We start from the raw sequence: 19,484 nt of genomic DNA on the forward strand, positions 1-19,484 counted from the left end.
AATTCAATAAAAAACCGTTATATTTTTCATTTTTGCAAAATTTTGATAATCGTTTGTTTTTTTGATTCAAAATATATTCTAAATTCATTATTTGGATGTTAATGTGGATAATATTATTACAATTAACTTTAAAAATATTAGCAATTTTGATTTTTTAGCATTGAGGGCAATGCTTTTTTAGTTCATTTATTCTCTTTAGTCTAACTCTTCCTATTTAATATAATAGAATATTTAAACAAACATATATTTATATAAAAAGCTCTAAAAATTAACTATTAGTGTTTTATTAATTAACAAAAATAACCAAAAAGATAAAAAAAATCATTTTTGTCTTAAAATTTTATTATTAATAAATTTATTACTAATTTTAAAAAATCTATTCGGAGGAGAAAAATGTCAAAATTTAGTGAATACATTAACTCTCTAATCAAAGCAAAAGCTGCTGAAAAAGTTTTAAGCGTGCTTTTCATTGACGGAGATGACCAAAGAGCCAGAGAAGCGGCTAAATATTTAAAAGAAAATAACTTAGCAAAACCAGTTATGTTATTAGAAAACGAAAGCCAAGTAGTTAATGATGGTTTAGAAAATATCATCATGACACAAGTTGAAGATCAAATTGAAAAATATGCTCAAGAACTTGTTGTTATCCGTAAAGGTAAAGAAGATTTAGAAACATGTCGTAAAAATCTTCACACACGTCCTTTCTTCGGAGCAATGATGATTAGAACAAAAGATATCGATTCAGCAGTTGGTGGATTAATCTACTCAACAGCAGATATCTTAAGAGCATCATTCAAATGTATCGGAGCAAAACCAGGAATTAAAACAATTTCATCAGTTATTGTTATGCATAAAGATGATGAAAGATTCATTTTTACAGATCCTTCAACAGTTGAAAAACCAACAGCTGAACAACTTGTTGATATTGCTAAAAATGCTCAAGACTTTGCAAGAACAATGCAAATGAATGATTTAGCAGGTTTCTTAACATATTCAACAAACGGATCAGGAAAAGGTGAAAACCCTGAATTAGTTCGTTCAGCAGTTAAAATGGCTTTAGAAGCTGGAGTTAATATGATTCCAGGGGAAATGCAATTTGATGCTGCATATGATTTAGGTGTAAGAGAACACAAATTTAAAGGTGCGCCATTAGACCCATTAGGAATCTTTGTATTCCCTAACTTAGAAAGCTGTAACATTGGATGCAAAATTGCACAACGTTTAGGAAAATATGGAGCTGTTGGAGCAATCATCCAAGGAGTTAATGGAGCTATTAATGACTTTAGCCGTGGAGCTACAGTTCAAGACGTTATTGATGTTACATCAATTACAGTATTAAAAGGATACGAATTTTTAAACAAATAGTAAAAGGTGGATAATGAAAAAAATCTTAGTTGTTAACGCAGGATCATCTTCATTAAAATGAGCATTTTATTCACAAGCAAAATTAGAATTAGTTGCTAGTGGATTATGTGAAAGAATTACAATCGAAGGTGGAAATATTATTACAAAATTCAACGGATCTAAATTTGAAGACAAAGTTGAATTACCAAATCACGAAATTGCTGTAGAAAACTTATTAAAAATCTGAGTAAGATACGGAATTATCAAATCATTAGATGAAGTTGTGGCTATTGGGTTTAGAACACCTCTTTCAGGTCACAAATACTTAACACCAGTATTCTATGATGAAGATGTTAAGAAAAGTATTGAAGAAGCTGCTAAGTTTATTCCTTTACATGCTCCTGCAACACTTTCAGCAGTTTCAGCATTTGAACACAAATTACCAAACGTTAAAAAAATTATTTGTCAAGATACAGCATTCCACGTAACTATTCCAAAAATTAACTCAACATTCGCAATTAATCAAGAATGAGCAGAAAAATACCACATTTACAAATTTGGTTACCATGGATTAAGTCATGACTATATTAATGACAAAATGAAAAAAGTTTTAGGTAAAAGCAAAAACAATATCGTTATTGCTCACTTAGGATCAGGTTCATCAGTTTGTGCCGTTAAAGATTCTAAATCATTAGATATCTCAGTTGGGTTTAGTTCTTTAGATGGATTAATGATGGGAACAAGATGTGGAGCAGTTGATCCCGGAATTAACGATTACCTAGTAAGAGTTGAAGGACACGACATTGATGAAGTATTCAACATGATGGTTAAACAATCAGGACTTTTAGGAGTTAGTGGAATTTCAAACGATATCCGTGACTTACATGCTGTTTCTGATACAAACCCAAAAGCAAAATTTGCAGTTGATCTATTTTGTTCAAAAGTTGTTGACTATATCGCTCAATATATTAACAAAATCGGTAAACCAATCGATGCCATTGTATTTACAGCTGGAATTGGTGAAAACGATGAAATCGTTAGAGATGAAGTAATTAAAGGTCTAAAATATTTCGGAGTTAAACTTTCAGAAAAAGCAAACTTAGAAAAATATGACGATTACAAAGTAATTTCATCAAAAGCATCAACAATACCAGTATATAAAATGAGAACAAACGAAGAATTAGTTATTGCTCGTTATGTTAAAGATATGGTTAAATAATAATTAAAAATGCAACCTTAATTACTCAAATAGTAATTGAGGTTTTTTTATATAACTTATTTAAATATTTGACAAGAAAAGAGTAGATGTTTTTCACTTTATATTAAGATTAAAAAATAAAGTTTCAAAAACCAACTTGATTTGACAATTTATAAACAAAAAAATTATTTTGTGAGTTTTTTGGTGTTTTTGTTTTTAGTATGTAAAATAAGACTATGAAAAATTTATACGACATTTTACCTGAGTATCAACAAATGATTGATGAAATGGTTAAAAAAAACTTATTATCAGATATTGAATTTGTGTACAAAGGATTTCATAATTACACATTCAAAGCAAGATATAAAGGTAATAAATTTGTACAACTAAGAGTACCTTCTTCAAAATTAGTAGATCATGATACAGAAGAAAAGTATTATTTACAAGACCCAGATTGTTTATTCTACAAAAAAGGTTTATTAATAAGAAAATGATTTGAAGGTAAAACACTTGAAACAGTTCCATTAACTGAAGAAATTCAAAAGATGGTTATTAAAGAATTAAAACAATTTCATAAACAAAAACTTGATGTAAATCAGATTAATTGAAATAAATACGACATTTCAGATCCTAAATTTCTAAGAATTATTGAAAAAATCCAAGATAAAAGAAATGTTGTGATTCATGGTGATTTAGCTTTAAAAAACATTTTAATAAATGATAAAAAACAAGTAAAACTTCTAGATCTAGAATGAGTAAGAAAAGCACATGTTGGTTTTGATGTTTTATCATTGTATCAAATCGGATTTGACAAAAAACTGCTAAAAAAAGAGTTTCGTCTAACTGAAAAAGAATTTGAAGATCTTGAATATGTTACTGATTTATTTCGTGAATATTCATACAAAAACACTTATTGTGATTTTTTAAAAAATTCTTCAGGACTGAAAAAAATCGAAACAGGGTTTACAAACGAATCTTTTGTTTTCAATGATAAATTCATTCAGCAAAAAAATTACACAGGATTTAATCATTTAAATGATGAAAAGATTTTTAATAATCATGACTTTGCAATAAACACATTATATGAAGATGAATATTTATTGGTAAAAGATTTTGTTCATAGTCGTGTAATTAATATTGAAAATGAACAGACACTGGAATTAATTGCTCGGACACTTAAAAATTTCCATAATTCAGATATCGAAGTTGCTGACAATAATATTTTGCAAAGAATTGAACACCTATTCTTTGAATACAAATTTCATCCAATTCTAAATGACTTAAGTGAAGAATTAAAAACTAAAATTATTGAAAACTTTAAAGATTTAAAACCAGAAGTTGTTTCACACAATGACCTAAATATTACAAATATTCTTTTAACTAAAGATAATAAGATCAAATTTATTGATCTAGAATATGTATGTAAAAATTCTAAATACTTTGATATTGCATATTTAATGTCTAATTTAAATTTTGATGATGCACAAGAAAAACAATTTATAGAAATGTATGATAGCATCGTTGATTTTAATGAATATTATCGAATTAAATGTTTGGTAAACTTTTATACTTTATTGTGATCACTAGATATTAACGATGATTGGGATTTAAGCTTAAATATAGATAATATAAAGAAATATTCTTCATATCTAAAATAATATTTTCCAAATCTAAAATAGCATTATAGTGCTATTTTTTTATTACTTTTTAAAGATTAAAAATACACAAAAAGATAATAAAAAAAATACCCTTAAGGCATTTTTTGATATTTTTATTTTAATTCTTCTAGAATGTCCATAACATCATTAATAATTGTCATGTAGATTGGTCCACCACCAAATCCTACAGCTGTCATTGCTGCTTCAAGAATTTGTTCTTTTGTAGCACCTTCTTTGTATGCTTTAGGAATGTGTGCTCTCATACATGGTTTACATCTTTTTGAAGTTGCTAAAGCAACAGCTGCTAATTCTTTAGTTTTAGCATCTAGATGATTTGAAGAGTATAAAACTTTTGATAAATTACCGAAAGCTTGAACGAATTCAGGGTGAGATTTTAAAAGTTTTTCATAGTTAGTTAATTTTTTTTCCACATTAGCCTCCTTATGGGTTTTGATTGTTATAAATGATAAATAATATATAATTTTATTATTACTTATAACACAAAAATTGTACATTGTAAAAGGAATTTTATGTCAAAAAAAATCGAAAAAATTACTCCATTAAAAGAAGATTTCTCTCGTTGATATCTTGATGTCATTAAAAATGGTGATCTAATTGCTTATGGTCAAGCACGTGGATCAATTATTTTTAAACCGCTTTCATATGGAATTTGAGAAAATATTCAAAAAAACCTTGATTACGAATTTAAAAAATTGGGAGTAAAAAACGTTTATTTCCCATTATTAATACCTGAAAGTTTAATTAATCGTGAAAAAGAACATGTTGAAGGGTTTAATCCAGAGCTCGCTACAGTAACTCAAGTTGGTGGAAAAAAATTAGCTGAAAACTACTATATTCGTCCTACAAGCGAAGTTCTATTTAATGAATTTTTCAAAAATGAAGTTGAAAGTTACAATGATTTACCATTAGTTTATAATCAATGAGCCAACGTTATTAGATGAGAAAAAACAACTAATCCTTTTTTAAGAACTACAGAATTCTTATGACAAGAAGGACACACAATTCACGATGATGCTTTAGAAGCAAGAAAACTAACAAGATTAATGCTAAGAACCTATGCTAAATTCTTGAAAAACTTTTTAGCTATACCTGTTATTCAAGGCAAAAAAACACCACGTGAAAAATTTAGTGGTGCTTGTTCAACATATACAATTGAAGCAATGATGAAAGATGGTCGTGCACTTCAAGCTGGTACAAGTCACTATCTTGCACAAAACTTTACTAAACCATTTAACATTACTTTCAAAAATTCAAATAATGAAAGAGAATATGCATATGGAACAAGTTGAGGAGTAACAACAAGATTAATTGGTGCTTTAATTATGGCTCATGGTGATGATCGTGGAATTATTATTCCTCCTAAAGTAGCGCCTGTTCAAATTGATATTTTAGAAATTTTTGGACACAAAGACCCAGAAGTTAAAAAATTCGCAAAAGAAGTAAAACAATTATTGGAAAAAAACTTCCGTGTTAGCTTGGATTCAAGCGATAAAGGGCCAGGATTTAAAGCGGCTAATAGCGAAATTCATGGAACTCCATTAAGAATTGAGATTGGATCAAATGAAGCTAAACAAAGAACTCTTACTGTTGTCAGAAGAGATACTTTAGAAAAAATTACTTTTAATTTTGGGCGTGAAGTAAAAAGGGAATTCAAAAAACTTTTTGATAGCATTCACAAAAACTTATATGATTCAGCATATGAAAGAATGATAAATAATATCGTTGTTTGTGATGATTTTGAAGACTTTAAACAAAAAATTAACGAAGGTAAATGAGTATTAATGCCTTTCTGCGGTGATGAAAATGCTGAAGCATGAATTCAAGAACAAACAGGTGCAACAGCTCGTTGTATTCCTTTTGTTGATCCAATTAAAACTAACAAAAAATCAAAATGTGTTATCAGTGGTACTGAAACAAAACGTAATGTTATCTTTGCAAAAGCATACTAAAAAACGAAAAAGTACAAAAAAGCGCGTTTTTTTAAGTAAAAATGCACTTTTTTTATTTTTTAAATGTATTATAATATAGATATCAAGTAACAAAATAAGGAGGCTTACAATGATTAAAAACGTAAAAAGCGCAGAAGACTTAGATTTTTCAAATGGGAAAAGCTTAGTTGTTTTCTCAGCAACATGATGTGGAATGTGTGTGATGTTCGCACCAGAAGTGGAAAAATTCGAAAAAGCACACCCAGAAGTAACAGTATACAGAGTTGACGTTGATGAAAACCGTCAATTAGCTAGAGAATACTCAGTAACTTCAATCCCTTCATACTTCGTTTACGATAACGGAACACAAGTAAGAAACGGAGTTGGATTTACAACAGCTTCACAATTAGAAAAAATTTTAGGTGTTTAGTATGCAAATAAAACCAAAAGCTCTATTTTTTGATTTAGATGGTACATTAGTAGATAAAAAACCGTATATTAGTGCTGAAAATAAACAAGCAATTATTGAATTAAATAAAAATATTCCTTGTTTTATTTCGACAGGAAGAGGATTTAGTAAAAATCTTGTAAATTTAACTAATGAATTAGGTTTAGACTACGGTATTGCTCAAAATGGTGCAATTATTTTTGATAAAACTGGTAACATAATTAAAAAATATACCCTTAAGGAAAATACTGTAAAAAATATTTGTGAATATTTAGCAAAACGTAAAGTTCCTTTTATTTTGAATTCATCCAGAACAATTTATTGCAATAGTACTATTTCAAAAATGTTCCCATTATTTAAAAATGAATATATTATTTCTTCACCAAGCAAAATTCAAAATTATAGTGATGTTACTAAAATTTTAATTTTTTCATTTTCAAAAAGAAAATTACAAAAAATTCAGTCAGAACTTTTAGAGTTAGAAATAAATATTAATGTTTTAATGACAGGGAATAACAAAGCACTAGAAATTAATGATAAAAATGCAAGTAAAGGTAATGCTAATGCTTTCATTTGTTCATTAAAAAATATTGATCCAATGAAAACATATCATATTGGTGACAGTATGAACGATTCTACTGCAGTTTATTATCAAGGTGGAGTTATTGCGATGAAAAATGCTTCGCAAGAATTAAAAAATATGGCGATATATGTTGGTTTTAATTACAAAAAGTCAGGAGTTGCAAGAACTCTTGACAAAATCCTAAAATAAATTTCATTCTAAGAATAATAAGTGTAACCTCAAAAAGGTTACTCTTTTTATTTTTTTAGCCTATTTTTAAGAAAAATTGTTTTTTGGGCGTATATTAAGAGAAGAAAGGTTAAAGAAATTATTACCTGCAGTTTTAGTATCTACACCATTGGTGGCTTTTTCATGTGTTACAACCAAAATAATTGATTTAACAGATGATAAAATCCCCACTCACTCTCAAATGTTTAAAATCGACAAGTATGCTGATTTTATAAATCCATACCAAGCTAATTTCCGAAACATTCAAACTCGGTTAATTACAGATACAGAAGAATTGGAATATTACTTTACAGATATATTTTGATATTATTTAAAAGATCCTGAAAAATGAATGAAAGAATTTAATAATCTGAATAAATTTGATGCTGATTTTTTAAAAAAATATGACATATTGATTGATTTTGCTAACAAAAGATACCCAAATTATATGAAAGATATTACAGGTATTTATATAAAGGATGATATTGTATACGGATATTTTGATACAATATCTATCTTTAGCTATAAATTTGATACAACAGATATTAAAGAATATGATGACAAAAGACAATTTGTATATCTAATAGTACCCAAATTAAAATCTACATGTTCAAATCATAAAATTATTTTATTGGATGGTACCGGAACAAAAGACACAGAAATGTATAGATCAGATTTATTTGCAACAGCAAAATGATTAAAAAGTCATACACCTAAAGAAACTATAAAGTTTAGAGATAATGATTATAAGGATAACCCTATTAAAACAATTAACTATTTTTAAGTTTTTATAAGAATGTAACAAATGTTATGTTCTTATTTTTTTATAAAAAACAAAATAAAAAACATTCCAATAATGGAATGTTTTGAAAAAGAATTAACGGTTGTAGAACTCAACGATTAATGATTCATTGATTTCTTGGTTTAATTCTGAACGTTCTGGTAATCTTGTAAATGTTGCGCTAAATGCTTCTCTTTTAATTCATTCGGCAACTGCTCTATCATTCATAGCTGCTAAGATTTCTGAGTTGTTTCTTGATTTTTCTTTTAATTCAATAACTGATCCAACTGAAACTAACATTGAAGGAATGTCAGCTTTGTGTCCATCCATTGTAAAGTGTCCGTGATTTACTAATTGACGAGCTTGTCTTCTTGTTTTAGCAAATCCTGCACGGTAAACAACGTTGTCTAATCTTGATTCTAAAGTTTGTAGGAAGTTTGTACCTGTAACCCCAGCTTTTTTAGAAGCTTTTTTGAATGTGTTTGCAAATTGTCTTTCATTTACACCATAGATGTAACGAACTTTTTGTTTTTCGTATAAGTGTAGTCCATAGTCTGTTAATTTAACACGTTTTTGTCCGTGTTGACCAGGAGCGTATGTACGTCCTTTTCCTTTTGCAAATTCTTTACCGTTTTCTAATAAAGAAATTCCATAACGACGTGATTTTTTAAAAATTGAACCTCTGAAACGAGACATAATATATTCCTTTCTTGCAAGGACATGTAAAACTCTTTGTATTTTTTTTGTTTTTAATGATTTCGGTGTACAGCTTTCTTACTTTCAAATCTGGTTGAATTCAAAAAAACATATAAATGTTTTACTGCTGTGTCATTGCTTTATATATTGTATATCATTTTAGCTAAAAATCAATTAATAATAATATATGTTGTAAAATTTATAGTAATGTTTTATGTATTAATTTTTGTATTAGTTATTATTTTTATGCTACTGCTTTTTTCAGTGGTTATTTTTATTTACAACTATTTTAAAACATATGCATTGGAATCAATAATTAAAAAAAGAAACATTATTGAAAAAAAATTTCAAGAAATATCATCAATAAGCGAAAAATTAGAACTATTTTCAAAAAGCTCACAAAACTATCAAAAGATATTTGAAACATTTTTAGAAATGTTTTCTCAAATTGAGCAAAAGAAAAACACAATAAACTTTAAGACTGACAAATTAAGATATACCATTGCTTATAACTTTAAAAAAATTCTAAAAGTAAGAATTAAAAATTTCTGAAAAATTTATCAAGATATTAAAGAAATAAAAAAAGAAATCCGTGTTACTAATAAAATTATTAAAAAGATTCTTAAATTCAGTAATAAACACACAGAAAAACCTGATGTGATATTATCTCATTATCAAAAACATGTTTACTTTTTTAATGAATTAAAAGGCACTTTTGATAATGAAAGAAAACGTTATGAATTTTTTGCTGATGAAATTCGGAAAAATGTTAAAGAATGAGTAGAATCTGTGTCATATTTTAGTAATGATTCACATTTAAATGATGTTCAAAAACAAAACAACATTAAGTTGTTTACACTTAACAAAATAATTTTAAAAATTGCAATAACAATGTCTCGAGGTGTAAATTCTTTAGACTTCGTTCTTAAAAAATTTGAAACATTTTTCGTAACACAAAATACAAAAATTTCGAAAAAGGCTTCCCTTTACAAAAACGTTATTATCGAACAAAATTTAAAAGAATTGTTTTTTGAAATTAAACAAAATATTAACGAAATAAAAAAACTTTTTGAATTAAATAATTATTATGAAAACCGGGTAAAGATTGATAATCTTATTTCAAAAACATTTGAAAAAATGATTAACATTACAAACATATTTAAAAAAGAAGAATCAGCTTTCTATTATTTTGAAAATTTTAATTTAATAAAATTTGATTTAGAAAGTAAGATTATTACTTTAAATAATAGAATATTCCAATTAGAAAAAGATTGAAAAATATATCAAAATACTGCAAGTAATAAAGCGAAGAAAATGTTTGATAATCTTAAAAATTTAACTAAGAAAAATTATTTTAACGAACTTAAGAGCATTGAAATAAATAATGATTTTAGTTATACACATAAATTAAACACATTAAACACATTAATTAAAAATATGTCTTCATCATTTTTGCTTATTAAAAAAATCAATGAAGAATTAAACCCACTAAATAAATTATTTGATAAATTTCAAAGTTTGGAAAAAACTCTTTTTGATATCAAATACAACGTTTCAATTTTTGATATTATCATCAGTCCAAATGAAGAAAAGTTTATTGAAAAAATATTTATACTTAGAAATATTATCGTGAAAAATATTAACACGCAAAATTTTAAATATGAAGAACTTAACGAAAAATTAAATGATTTAGAATTATTAATCGAAATTTTAAAAAATACCGTTGGAATTAAGATTGATGCAAATAAAACATATCGTGTGTCGTCGCAATATTTTAATTCATATCGTCTTAAAGAACCTAAATTATCAGCAGTATTAGAACATATGCAATATGAAAATAATTCAGCTAATTATGTAAAAACATTAAGACTTTTAAAAGAATATATAGAAACAGGAGAAAACTAATGAACAAAAAAATCTTATTAAGATACGGAGAACTCACACTAAAAGGGAAAAATCGTGATACATTTATTAAAAAATTACATGACAATTTAGCACAAAAAATGACTGGTGAAGTTATAACCACTTTTGACCGTGGATATCTTGAATATAGCGAAGAAAATATTGAAAATTTAAAATATATTTTTGGTCTTTCGAGTTATTCAATAATTTATGAAGTTCAAGCAGAGATGGAAGCTATTGAAAATCAAATTTTAGAACTAATAAAAGATAAAGAATTTAAAACATTTCGTGTTGACACAAAAAGATCAAACAAAAATTTCCCATTAACTTCATCAGAAATGAATCAAAAAATGGGTGGTTTTATCTTATCTAAATTTGAAAATAAACAAGTAATTATGAAAAATCCTGATCTTGTTGTTTATTTAGAAATTAGAAACGACAAATGTTTTGTATTTACTGACGTTATTTATACAAGAGGTGGAATGCCTGTTGGAATTACTGGTAAAACATTGCATTTGATTAGTGGGGGAATAGACTCACCAGTAGCTGCTAATCTAATGCAAAAAAGAGGTTTAGTTGTTGATTATTTAAACTTCATTACTCCACCACATACTGATGATATGACAACTAAAAAAATTGAAGACATTGTTAAACTACTAACAAAATACCAAACGAAATCAACATTATTCCAAGTTAACTATACAAAAATTATGAATTATCTAGCTTTAACAAGTTCACAAAGATACAAAATAACATTAATGCGCAGAAGTTTTTATCGTATTGCACAAAAACTTGCTGAAAAATATCACTATCTAGCCTTATCAAATGGTGAAAATATTGCACAAGTTGCTTCACAAACACTAGAAAGCATTAACGTTATTCAACAGGTTACAAATTTACCAATTTTTAGACCTGTACTTTGTTATGATAAGATAGAAACAATTCGTATTGCAGAAGAAATTGGAACACTAGAAATTTCTAATGTTAAAGCTTGTGAAACATGTGAATTATTTGCTCCTAAAGATCCAGTCACAAAACCAAAATTAGACGATGTTATGAAAGCCGAGTTTGATTTACAACGTCTTTTAGAACTAGAACAAGAAGCTGTTGACAATGTCCAAATCTTTAAATTTGAAAATAAATAATTTATGAAACTAATTAATTTACATACCAATACAACATTTTCTTTTCTAGAATCCACTATTGAACTTGATAACTTACTCAATTGAGCACAAAAAAACTCAATTGAGTATTTAACAATTACTGAACATAATAACATGTTAAGTTATGCTTCTTTTTGTATAAAAGCTAGAGCAAAAAATATTAAAACAATTTATGGTATTGACATCGATGCTTATCATGATGATACTGACTTTAGAGTAATTTTATTAGCTAAAAATAACTCAGGTTTAAAAGAAATTTTTAAGTTAAATTTTAAACAATTTCAAGGTGACAAAATTGAATTTAGTCAGCTTGAAAATATTCCGGATATTGTTTTAATTGATCATCCAACTAAAGGGTATTTTAAAAAATATAAAAAATTTTTGAGCAATGCAAGTAATTTTTATGTTGGTATTGATTTGAGAACTTATGAAGACAAGAATTTAAATCTTGATGAAGCCAACTTTTTATTAGTTAATGAAAATAGAATTTTTGATATTCTAGAAAACAAAACATTAGACACTTTAAATTGAATTAAAACACAACAAACAGTTAAAAACTTCAATACTTCAATAATGTCTGATATTGAGACCGATGATCCTAAATTAATTCAATTAATTGATAAAACCAACAATCTAGCTAAACAGTTAGTTATTAATATTGAACAATCTAAATTTAAAATGCCTGTCTATCCAAATCCTGATAATATCAGTAGTGTTGAGTATTTAAAAAAGATTGTTCTTGAAAACATTAATTGAAAACTAAAACATATAACCCATAATCGTGAAGAATATATTCAAAGAGTTAAATATGAACTTAACGTTATAACAAGCTTAGGATTTGAAGATTATTTTTTAATTATTTGAGACTTTATTAAATGAGCTAAGAAAAATAATATTTCAACAGGTCCGGGAAGAGGGTCAGCAGCTGGTTCTTTAATTTCATATTTAATGGATATTACTCAAATAGATCCAATTGAATATGGATTACTTTTTGAAAGATTTTTGAACCCAAAACGGGTAACAATGCCAGATATTGATATTGACATTCAAGATGATAAAAGACATTTAATGATTGAATATCTAACTGAAAAATATGGTATTGAAAACGTTGCTACTATTGTAACATTTTCAACATTAGGTACTAAATCAGCAATGCGCGATGCTGCAAGAAGTTTTGAAATTCCTAATCCAGTAATTGACTCACTTGCCAAGAAAATTCCAAACAATGTAGAAAACCTTGAAGAAGCTTATGAAAAAAGTTTTTCTTTTAAAAATGAACTATTAAAATATAGCAATCACGAAACAGGAAACAACGATTTAATGGAAGCTTTTAATGAAGCTTGTCAAATTCAAGGTTTCTATCGTCAAAGTGGGACACATGCCGCTGGTATCGTTATAAGCCAAAACAAAATTATTGACAAAGTGCCAGTTATGATAAACTCAGTGAATCACTTACAAACTCAGTTATCAATGGATTATCTTGAAACCTTTGGATTATTAAAAATCGATATATTAGGTTTAAGAACATTAACAATAATTAATGAGATATTAAGTGAGGTTTGAAAAATCAAACCAGATTTTGATATTGAAAAAATTCCTTTAAACGATAAAAAAACTTTTGATTTATTAACTATGGCAAAAACAGCTGGAATTTTCCAATTAGAAAGCCCTGGAATGCGTAGTACTCTTCTAAAAGTTAAAGTTAGCGATCTAAATGATATTGTTGCCATTATTTCTCTTTTTAGACCAGGAACAATGGAACATATTTCAACATATGCAAAAAGAAAAAACAAACAAGAATCAATTCCAGTGGTGAATGAAGTCTTTGATGAGGTTACTAAAGATACTTATGGAATTATGGTTTACCAAGAACAAATTTTAAAATTAGTACAAAGAATTTCAAAAATGGACTATGCTGAAGCTGATTTATTAAGAAGAGCAATTAGTAAGAAAAAAATTGAAGAATTTGAAAAATTTAAAGTGGTGTTTGTACAAAAAGCAATTGCTAATGGTTATGATGAAGAATTTGCATTAGGTGTTTTTGAAAATATTGAAAAATTTGCTGGTTATGGATTTAATAAATCACATGCAGTATCTTATGCATTGATAACATATCGCATGGCATATTTAAAGGCTCATTATCCACTGCAATTTTACTCAGCGATTATTTCATCAAGTATTAATTCATTGGAAACTTTAAATAAATACTGTCTTGAAGCTCAAGAATTAGGAATTGAAATTTTTTCTCCATCACTTAACGATAGTATGGATATTTCAGTGATTAAAAACAATAAAATTTATTTACCTTTCGGTATGGTTAAAGGGCTAGGTAAAGTTACTGAATCACAAATCATTAATGAAAAACAAAAAAATGGGCCTTATAAAAATCTTTTAGAAGCAATATTGAGATTAAAATCAGCTGGCTTAGGAGATGAAAAAATTAAGATGTTAGTCAATGCAAGTATTCTAAGAGAATTTGATACACAAACAAACATCATTAAAAACCTTGAAAATTCAACAGAATTTAAGTTCGAAATACTTAATGCTTTTGATTCAAAAACAAAGACAATTTACTGAGATAAAGTCAACTGAAATGTGCAAACCCATAAATTTCTTCAAGATTTTGATCAAGAGTCAATTAATGAAATAAATTATTTAGGTCGTTGTTACAATATTTCAAAAACTAAAAAATATGAAAGTCCTAACAACCGTTTAATCGATATTCATGAAGGTACACAGCACCGGATTGCAGTTTATGTTAATGAAACTAAAAATCGAATATCAAAAACTAACAAACAATTCATTATTGTGACTTTAAGTGACTCAAGTGCAACAATTGATTGTTTTGTTTGAGACTCAACTTCAGATATTAAAGATTATGCTGGCAAAATGATTTGAGTTGACATATTAAAAACTCAACGTGGTGATTGAAAAATCAGCAATTGAAAGGAAATTAATGAATAATCAAAAAATTCTCATTATTGACGGAACTTATTTAGTTTTTAAATCATATTACGGTACTTTATATTCGAATCAAAAGCTAGAAACTTCAACAGGAATGAAAACTAATGCCATAGTTGGGTTCTTTAATACGTTTTTTAAATTATTAAGAAATTATTCTCCTGATAGTGTCTACTTTTGTTTTGATGCAAATGCAAAAACTTTTCGTCACGACATGTATCAAGATTATAAAGCTCAGCGCGCAAAGGCACCGGAAGATTTTTATATTCAATTAGTACAAATAAAAGATTTACTACAACTACTTAATATTCCAATGCTTGAAAAACCAGGCTACGAAGCTGATGATATTGTTGCTACTTTGACTAAAAAATTTCAAGATGATAATTATGTATTGCTTTTTTCAGCTGATCAAGATTTAAATCAATTGATTAATAACCGAGTAGCAATTTTAAAACCAAAGAATAAAAATCTTTTTGTTCTTAATCAAAATAATTTTTATGAAGTATATGGTTTCCATCCTCACAATGTTGTTGACATTAAAGCGTTAATGGGAGATGCTTCTGATAACTTTAAAGGCATTAAAGGTGTTGGACCTAAAACAGCAATTAAATTAATTGAAGAATTTGGTTCTTTAGAATCAATTTTTAATAACTTTGAAAAATTAGACAAAAAATATCAACAAAAATTTCTTGAATATAAGGAAGAAGTGCTGAGAAATAAATATTTAGCACAACTTAGATACGATGTTCCTTTAAATCAGGAAGACTATCTTAACAAGAAGTTAAATATTATTATTGGTTCAAAAGCAGAAAAGATGCTTGAAGAACTAGAATTAAAACAAATAAAATCAAAATTAAAAGAGTTTGAGGCGAACTAATGATAGCGATTATTGGAAAAAGTGGTGTTGGAAAAACAACCCTTTTGAACATTTTAGAAGCAAGGGGTTTTAAAACTTTCATTGCAGATAATTACGTAAAAAATATATATAAAAAAGGAAGTATAGGTTATAAAAAAATACAAGAAATTTTAGGTGACCAATACGTAAATGAGTACGAAGTAGATAAAAAAGCACTGCGTGATAGTATTATTCAGGATTATAACTTTGTGGATAAATTGGAAAAAATTATTTATCCAATTATTGAAGATCATTTAAAAAATCACCATTATGATTTTGCTGAAGTGCCTAACATTTATACTTCTAATGGTAATTTTGTGCCACTTTTTAACAAAATTATAAGAATTGAAACAAGCGAAAAAATTCGTCTAAAAAATTTAAAAAAGAGAAATGTAAATAACTTAGAAAAAAATGTAATTGATACATTAAATAAGGGCTTTTTTAATGACAAAGTTGTCAATATTTGGTGTACAAAAGTGACAACAAAAAAATTTTTAAAAAAAATATTTGAAATTTTCTTCACTGCTTCTTAAAATATTAACATCAAAAAAACGTTAAGGGGTCGGTATGAACTATAGTAGTTTTTATATAGAAAAAAATATTGTTATTGATAATTCTGATTTTAAAAATGTAAGAACTCTATATTCTCCGATTATCGGTGCTACAGCATCAAGTTTATTTTTTGCTCTTTTGGATGAATATGATTTAAATATTAATGACAAAAGATATAAATATAAAATATCTGATTTTATTAACACTTTAAATATCAATCAAAATGATTTTAATTTAGCAAAAGAAAAACTTGAAGCTGTTGGCTTAATCCAATATTATGAAGCCGATTTGTATGATGCTGGCTTAATTCAAATTAAAAAACCAATGGATATTAAAAACTTTTCACAAAGTTTACTAAGTAAACATTTGATTGAAAAAATTGGTGAAGAAAGATATAACAAAATTCAACACAGAAGCGATTTTTACCAATTTGACAAATCACAATATAAAAATCTTTCAAAAAATTTCTTTGATATTTTTGAAGAAAGCAATATTAGCACCAGCGAGTTAAATCGTATTAATTACGAAAATACAGTTAATATGACAGTTACTAGTATTGAAGAATTGATTAAAATTGCAACACCAACTGATTACTGTGAATCGTTAACAAACCGTTCAATTTCGCCTTCACAACTAAAAATGATTAATGATTTACTAAGTATGGGATTTAATAACTATTCAATTAATTTATTTATTAATTTTTCATGACAAAAAAATAATCAAATTGTTGTTGCCTATATTGAAAAAATTGCAATGGATTATAAAATGAGAAAAATTACAAATCCAGAAGCTATTAAACGTGAACTTGAATCTTCATTGTCAATTAAGAAGACATTAAATGAAGGATTAGGTGGTTTTTCAACAACAACACCGGAATTTAAAATAAAGACAGAAGAACCTGAAGATATTTTCAAAAAATACGGAATAGAGGACTGAGATGTCTAATTTTGAAGTGGATAGTGATTTACAACTGGAAAAATTAATTGCAAATCCTGAAAAAACCATTAAAAGAAACGAAGTAAAAAGCCGCATTCTTGCCTCAGAAGATGTGCAAGAAGTTGTTTCAACCTTAAACTTAACAGATGATCAAATTAATAGCGGATTGCATTTATTACTTAAATACAAAAATTTTATTGAAATAAACAAAACTAAACCAAAATGAAAATTATTTATTAATGGTTCAGGTTTTTTAGATATCGATTGAAGTGGAGATAGTTGATATATTAAACAAAAAGCCTTGTCATGTTATTGATTAACAAGCATTAATTCATTAGACAAAGATTTAGAAGAAACTTTTTCTTTTGATGATAAAGTGTCGAAACACAATCGTGAATTAATAAAAAAAGATGCTATTATGGTTTTAGAATGAGATCAACAAGGGGGAGATTCAAAAAACGGTCTGTTGGCTCAAATTCATAAAGAAATTAAAACTGAAGCAATTATTTCTAACTACTTCTTCTATACAAATGAAGTTTTTAAAGTTTCATCTTATTTTAAATTTTTATCAATTCAATTAACCTCAAGAGGTGAATCAGTAGCAATCATTGATTACAATATTTTAGGTTCATTCCTTTTAAATAATCAATATTCTCAAAACAACAATGATGTTATTAGACTTTTAATAGAAGTTGATAATCTATTTTTTATTGATTTTGGTGGTAGTCTGAAACCAGATTGATATATTCAAAATTACATTATAAACATTTTACAAAATCGTCTTCGTTTTAGAAAGAGAACTCTAATTTCATCAAGTTCTAATTTATATAGTCACTATAGTTCACAACTAATTTTTTCAAGAAATGAACAAGACAATATAAATAATAAAAAAATTGAAGGTAATGTTCGCAAAATTCTTCGTGACAATTACAATTTTGTCAAAATATTTTCGACCAAGAAAAATAATGTTCCACAAAAATAGCACTTTTTTTTGAGGCTATTTTTTTATATAATTTAATATACATTTTATTTTAAAAAAAGAAGGAGATCAAAATGAACAAAAAAAGAATTGCTATCAATGGTTTTGGTAGAATTGGAAGATTAGTTTTTCGTGAAATTTTCAATGATGATAATTTAGAAGTTGTTGCAATCAATGACTTAACAGATGCAGCGACTCTAGCACATTTATTAAAATATGATACAGCTCACCGTAGCTTTAAACACGATATTAAATCAGAAGGAAATAATTTAATTATTGATGGAAAAGTTATTCCTATCTTTGCAGAAAAAGATCCTGCACAATTACCATGAAAAGATTTAAATATCGATATTGTTGTTGAAGGAACAGGACGTTTCGTTTCTGAAGAAGGTTCTTCACTACATCTACAAGCTGGAGCTAAAAAAGTTTTAATTACAGCACCTGCTAAAGGTTCAAATAACATTAAAACAATCGTTTACTCAGTAAACCACAATATTCTAAATGCTGATGATATTATAGTTTCAGCAGGTTCATGTACAACAAACTGTTTAGCACCAGTGGCTAACATCTTAAACGAAAAATTTGGAATTGTTAAAGGTTTCATGACAACAGTTCACGCTTACACAGCTGATCAGAATATTCAAGATGGTCCACACAGAGATTTAAGAAGAGCTCGTGCTGCAGCTCAAAACATGGTTCCTACAACAACAGGAGCAGCAAAGGCAATCGGAAAAGTTATTCCAGAATTAAAAGGAAAACTTGATGGTTCAGCTTTAAGAGTTCCAACAATTACTGGATCAATCGTTGATTTAACACTAGAACTTGAAAAACAACCAACCATTGAAGAAATTAACGAAGCAATCAAAAACAACGCTTCTGATTCATTACTTTACTGTGAAGATGAAATTGTTTCAAGCGATATTATTGGAACAACATATGGTTCAGTATTCGACTCAAAACTAACTGCTGTTGTTGAGGTTGATGGTAAAAAACTATACAAAGTATTTTCATGATATGACAACGAACAAAGCTTCGTTTCGCAATATGTAAGAACTTTAAAACACATGGCAAATTTATAATCAAAATAGGGCAGTAGTCCCTATTTTTTATTTTGTTTTAAAAAAAATGGTTTTCTTGATGTTTTTTAGTCTTTTAAAGCAAGTTTAATATAAAATATTAATATCATTTATTTAATGAAATACTTAAATTATTCAAATTAATAATAAAAAAGG

Annotated in this window: 17 protein-coding genes; 15 read left to right on the forward strand and 2 right to left on the reverse strand. The window is 27.0% G+C overall.

From position 1 onward, the window contains the following. Positions 1–393 precede the first annotated feature (393 nt). The 3 genes from JV175_RS03260 (at position 394) to JV175_RS03270 (ending at position 4,200) form a co-directional block, all read left to right on the forward strand. Positions 394–1,365 (forward strand): phosphate acyltransferase, encoded by a 972-nt coding sequence (locus JV175_RS03260; protein ID WP_205499551.1) that lies wholly within the window; start codon positions 394–396, stop codon positions 1,363–1,365. A gap of 13 nt (positions 1,366–1,378) precedes the next feature. Then, positions 1,379–2,563 (forward strand): acetate/propionate family kinase, encoded by a 1,185-nt coding sequence (locus tag JV175_RS03265; RefSeq protein ID WP_205499552.1) that lies wholly within the window; start codon positions 1,379–1,381, stop codon positions 2,561–2,563. 215 nt (positions 2,564–2,778) lie between these two features. Then, positions 2,779–4,200 carry a phosphotransferase gene (locus JV175_RS03270; RefSeq protein WP_205499553.1) on the forward strand — a complete coding sequence of 474 codons (1,422 nt, stop codon included), beginning with the start codon at positions 2,779–2,781 and terminating at the stop codon, positions 4,198–4,200. A 113-nt stretch (positions 4,201–4,313) separates the two neighbouring features. Here the strand turns inward: JV175_RS03270 and JV175_RS03275 are convergent, their stop codons facing one another. Then, positions 4,314–4,631 carry a carboxymuconolactone decarboxylase family protein gene (locus JV175_RS03275; protein ID WP_205499554.1) on the reverse strand — a complete coding sequence of 106 codons (318 nt, stop codon included), beginning with the start codon at positions 4,629–4,631 and terminating at the stop codon, positions 4,314–4,316. A 99-nt stretch (positions 4,632–4,730) separates the two neighbouring features. On the opposite strand from JV175_RS03275, the gene proS reads away from it, so the two are divergent. From proS to JV175_RS03295, 4 genes are all read left to right on the forward strand, one after another. Next, positions 4,731–6,170, forward strand: a complete 1,440-nt coding sequence (gene proS, locus JV175_RS04455) for a proline--tRNA ligase (RefSeq protein WP_205499555.1) — start codon at positions 4,731–4,733, stop codon at positions 6,168–6,170. Between the two features lie 109 nt (positions 6,171–6,279). Next, positions 6,280–6,579 (forward strand): thioredoxin family protein, encoded by a 300-nt coding sequence (locus JV175_RS03285; protein WP_205499556.1) that lies wholly within the window; start codon positions 6,280–6,282, stop codon positions 6,577–6,579. A gap of 1 nt (position 6,580) precedes the next feature. Beyond that, positions 6,581–7,369: a Cof-type HAD-IIB family hydrolase gene (locus JV175_RS03290; protein ID WP_205499557.1), complete on the forward strand. Its 789-nt coding sequence runs from the start codon at positions 6,581–6,583 to the stop codon at positions 7,367–7,369. 76 nt (positions 7,370–7,445) lie between these two features. After that, the gene (locus JV175_RS03295) at positions 7,446–8,171 is read left to right on the forward strand and encodes a hypothetical protein (RefSeq protein WP_205499558.1); all 726 of its coding nucleotides are present in this window, start codon (positions 7,446–7,448) and stop codon (positions 8,169–8,171) included. Between the two features lie 93 nt (positions 8,172–8,264). Here the strand turns inward: JV175_RS03295 and rpsD are convergent, their stop codons facing one another. Next, the gene (gene rpsD / locus JV175_RS03300) at positions 8,265–8,864 is read right to left on the reverse strand and encodes a 30S ribosomal protein S4 (protein WP_205499559.1); all 600 of its coding nucleotides are present in this window, start codon (positions 8,862–8,864) and stop codon (positions 8,265–8,267) included. A gap of 246 nt (positions 8,865–9,110) precedes the next feature. Between rpsD and JV175_RS03305 the strand changes: the two genes are divergently transcribed. The 8 genes from JV175_RS03305 to gap all read left to right on the forward strand — a co-directional run bounded on the left by JV175_RS03305 (position 9,111) and on the right by gap (position 19,331). Then, positions 9,111–10,769, forward strand: coding sequence for a hypothetical protein (locus JV175_RS03305; protein ID WP_205499560.1), 1,659 nt, complete (start codon positions 9,111–9,113; stop codon positions 10,767–10,769). Then, positions 10,769–11,911 (forward strand): tRNA uracil 4-sulfurtransferase ThiI, encoded by a 1,143-nt coding sequence (gene thiI / locus JV175_RS03310; protein WP_205499561.1) that lies wholly within the window; start codon positions 10,769–10,771, stop codon positions 11,909–11,911. Before JV175_RS03305 ends, thiI begins: the two co-directional genes overlap by 1 nt. A 3-nt stretch (positions 11,912–11,914) precedes the next feature. Next, complete coding sequence (gene dnaE / locus JV175_RS03315) at positions 11,915–14,893, forward strand: DNA polymerase III subunit alpha (RefSeq protein ID WP_205499562.1); 2,979 nt, start codon at positions 11,915–11,917, stop codon at positions 14,891–14,893. Beyond that, the gene (locus tag JV175_RS03320) at positions 14,886–15,767 is read left to right on the forward strand and encodes a 5'-3' exonuclease (protein ID WP_205499563.1); all 882 of its coding nucleotides are present in this window, start codon (positions 14,886–14,888) and stop codon (positions 15,765–15,767) included. Before dnaE ends, JV175_RS03320 begins: the two co-directional genes overlap by 8 nt. Next, positions 15,767–16,318, forward strand: a complete 552-nt coding sequence (gene coaE / locus JV175_RS03325; protein ID WP_205499564.1) for a dephospho-CoA kinase — start codon at positions 15,767–15,769, stop codon at positions 16,316–16,318. Before JV175_RS03320 ends, coaE begins: the two co-directional genes overlap by 1 nt. A 34-nt stretch (positions 16,319–16,352) precedes the next feature. Further along, positions 16,353–17,282, forward strand: coding sequence for a DnaD domain protein (locus tag JV175_RS03330; RefSeq protein ID WP_205499565.1), 930 nt, complete (start codon positions 16,353–16,355; stop codon positions 17,280–17,282). Then, a complete protein-coding gene (locus tag JV175_RS03335) occupies positions 17,275–18,255 on the forward strand; it encodes a hypothetical protein (protein WP_205499566.1) in 981 nt (326 codons plus the stop codon). The genes JV175_RS03330 and JV175_RS03335 overlap by 8 nt, the downstream gene beginning before the upstream one ends. A 71-nt stretch (positions 18,256–18,326) precedes the next feature. After that, positions 18,327–19,331 (forward strand): type I glyceraldehyde-3-phosphate dehydrogenase, encoded by a 1,005-nt coding sequence (gap, locus tag JV175_RS03340; protein ID WP_205499567.1) that lies wholly within the window; start codon positions 18,327–18,329, stop codon positions 19,329–19,331. The last annotated feature ends 153 nt before the right edge of the window (positions 19,332–19,484 follow it).

This window comes from [Mycoplasma] gypis, from assembly GCF_016924775.1.
Classification (GTDB): Bacteria; Bacillota_I; Bacilli_A; order Mycoplasmatales; family Metamycoplasmataceae; genus Metamycoplasma; species Metamycoplasma gypis.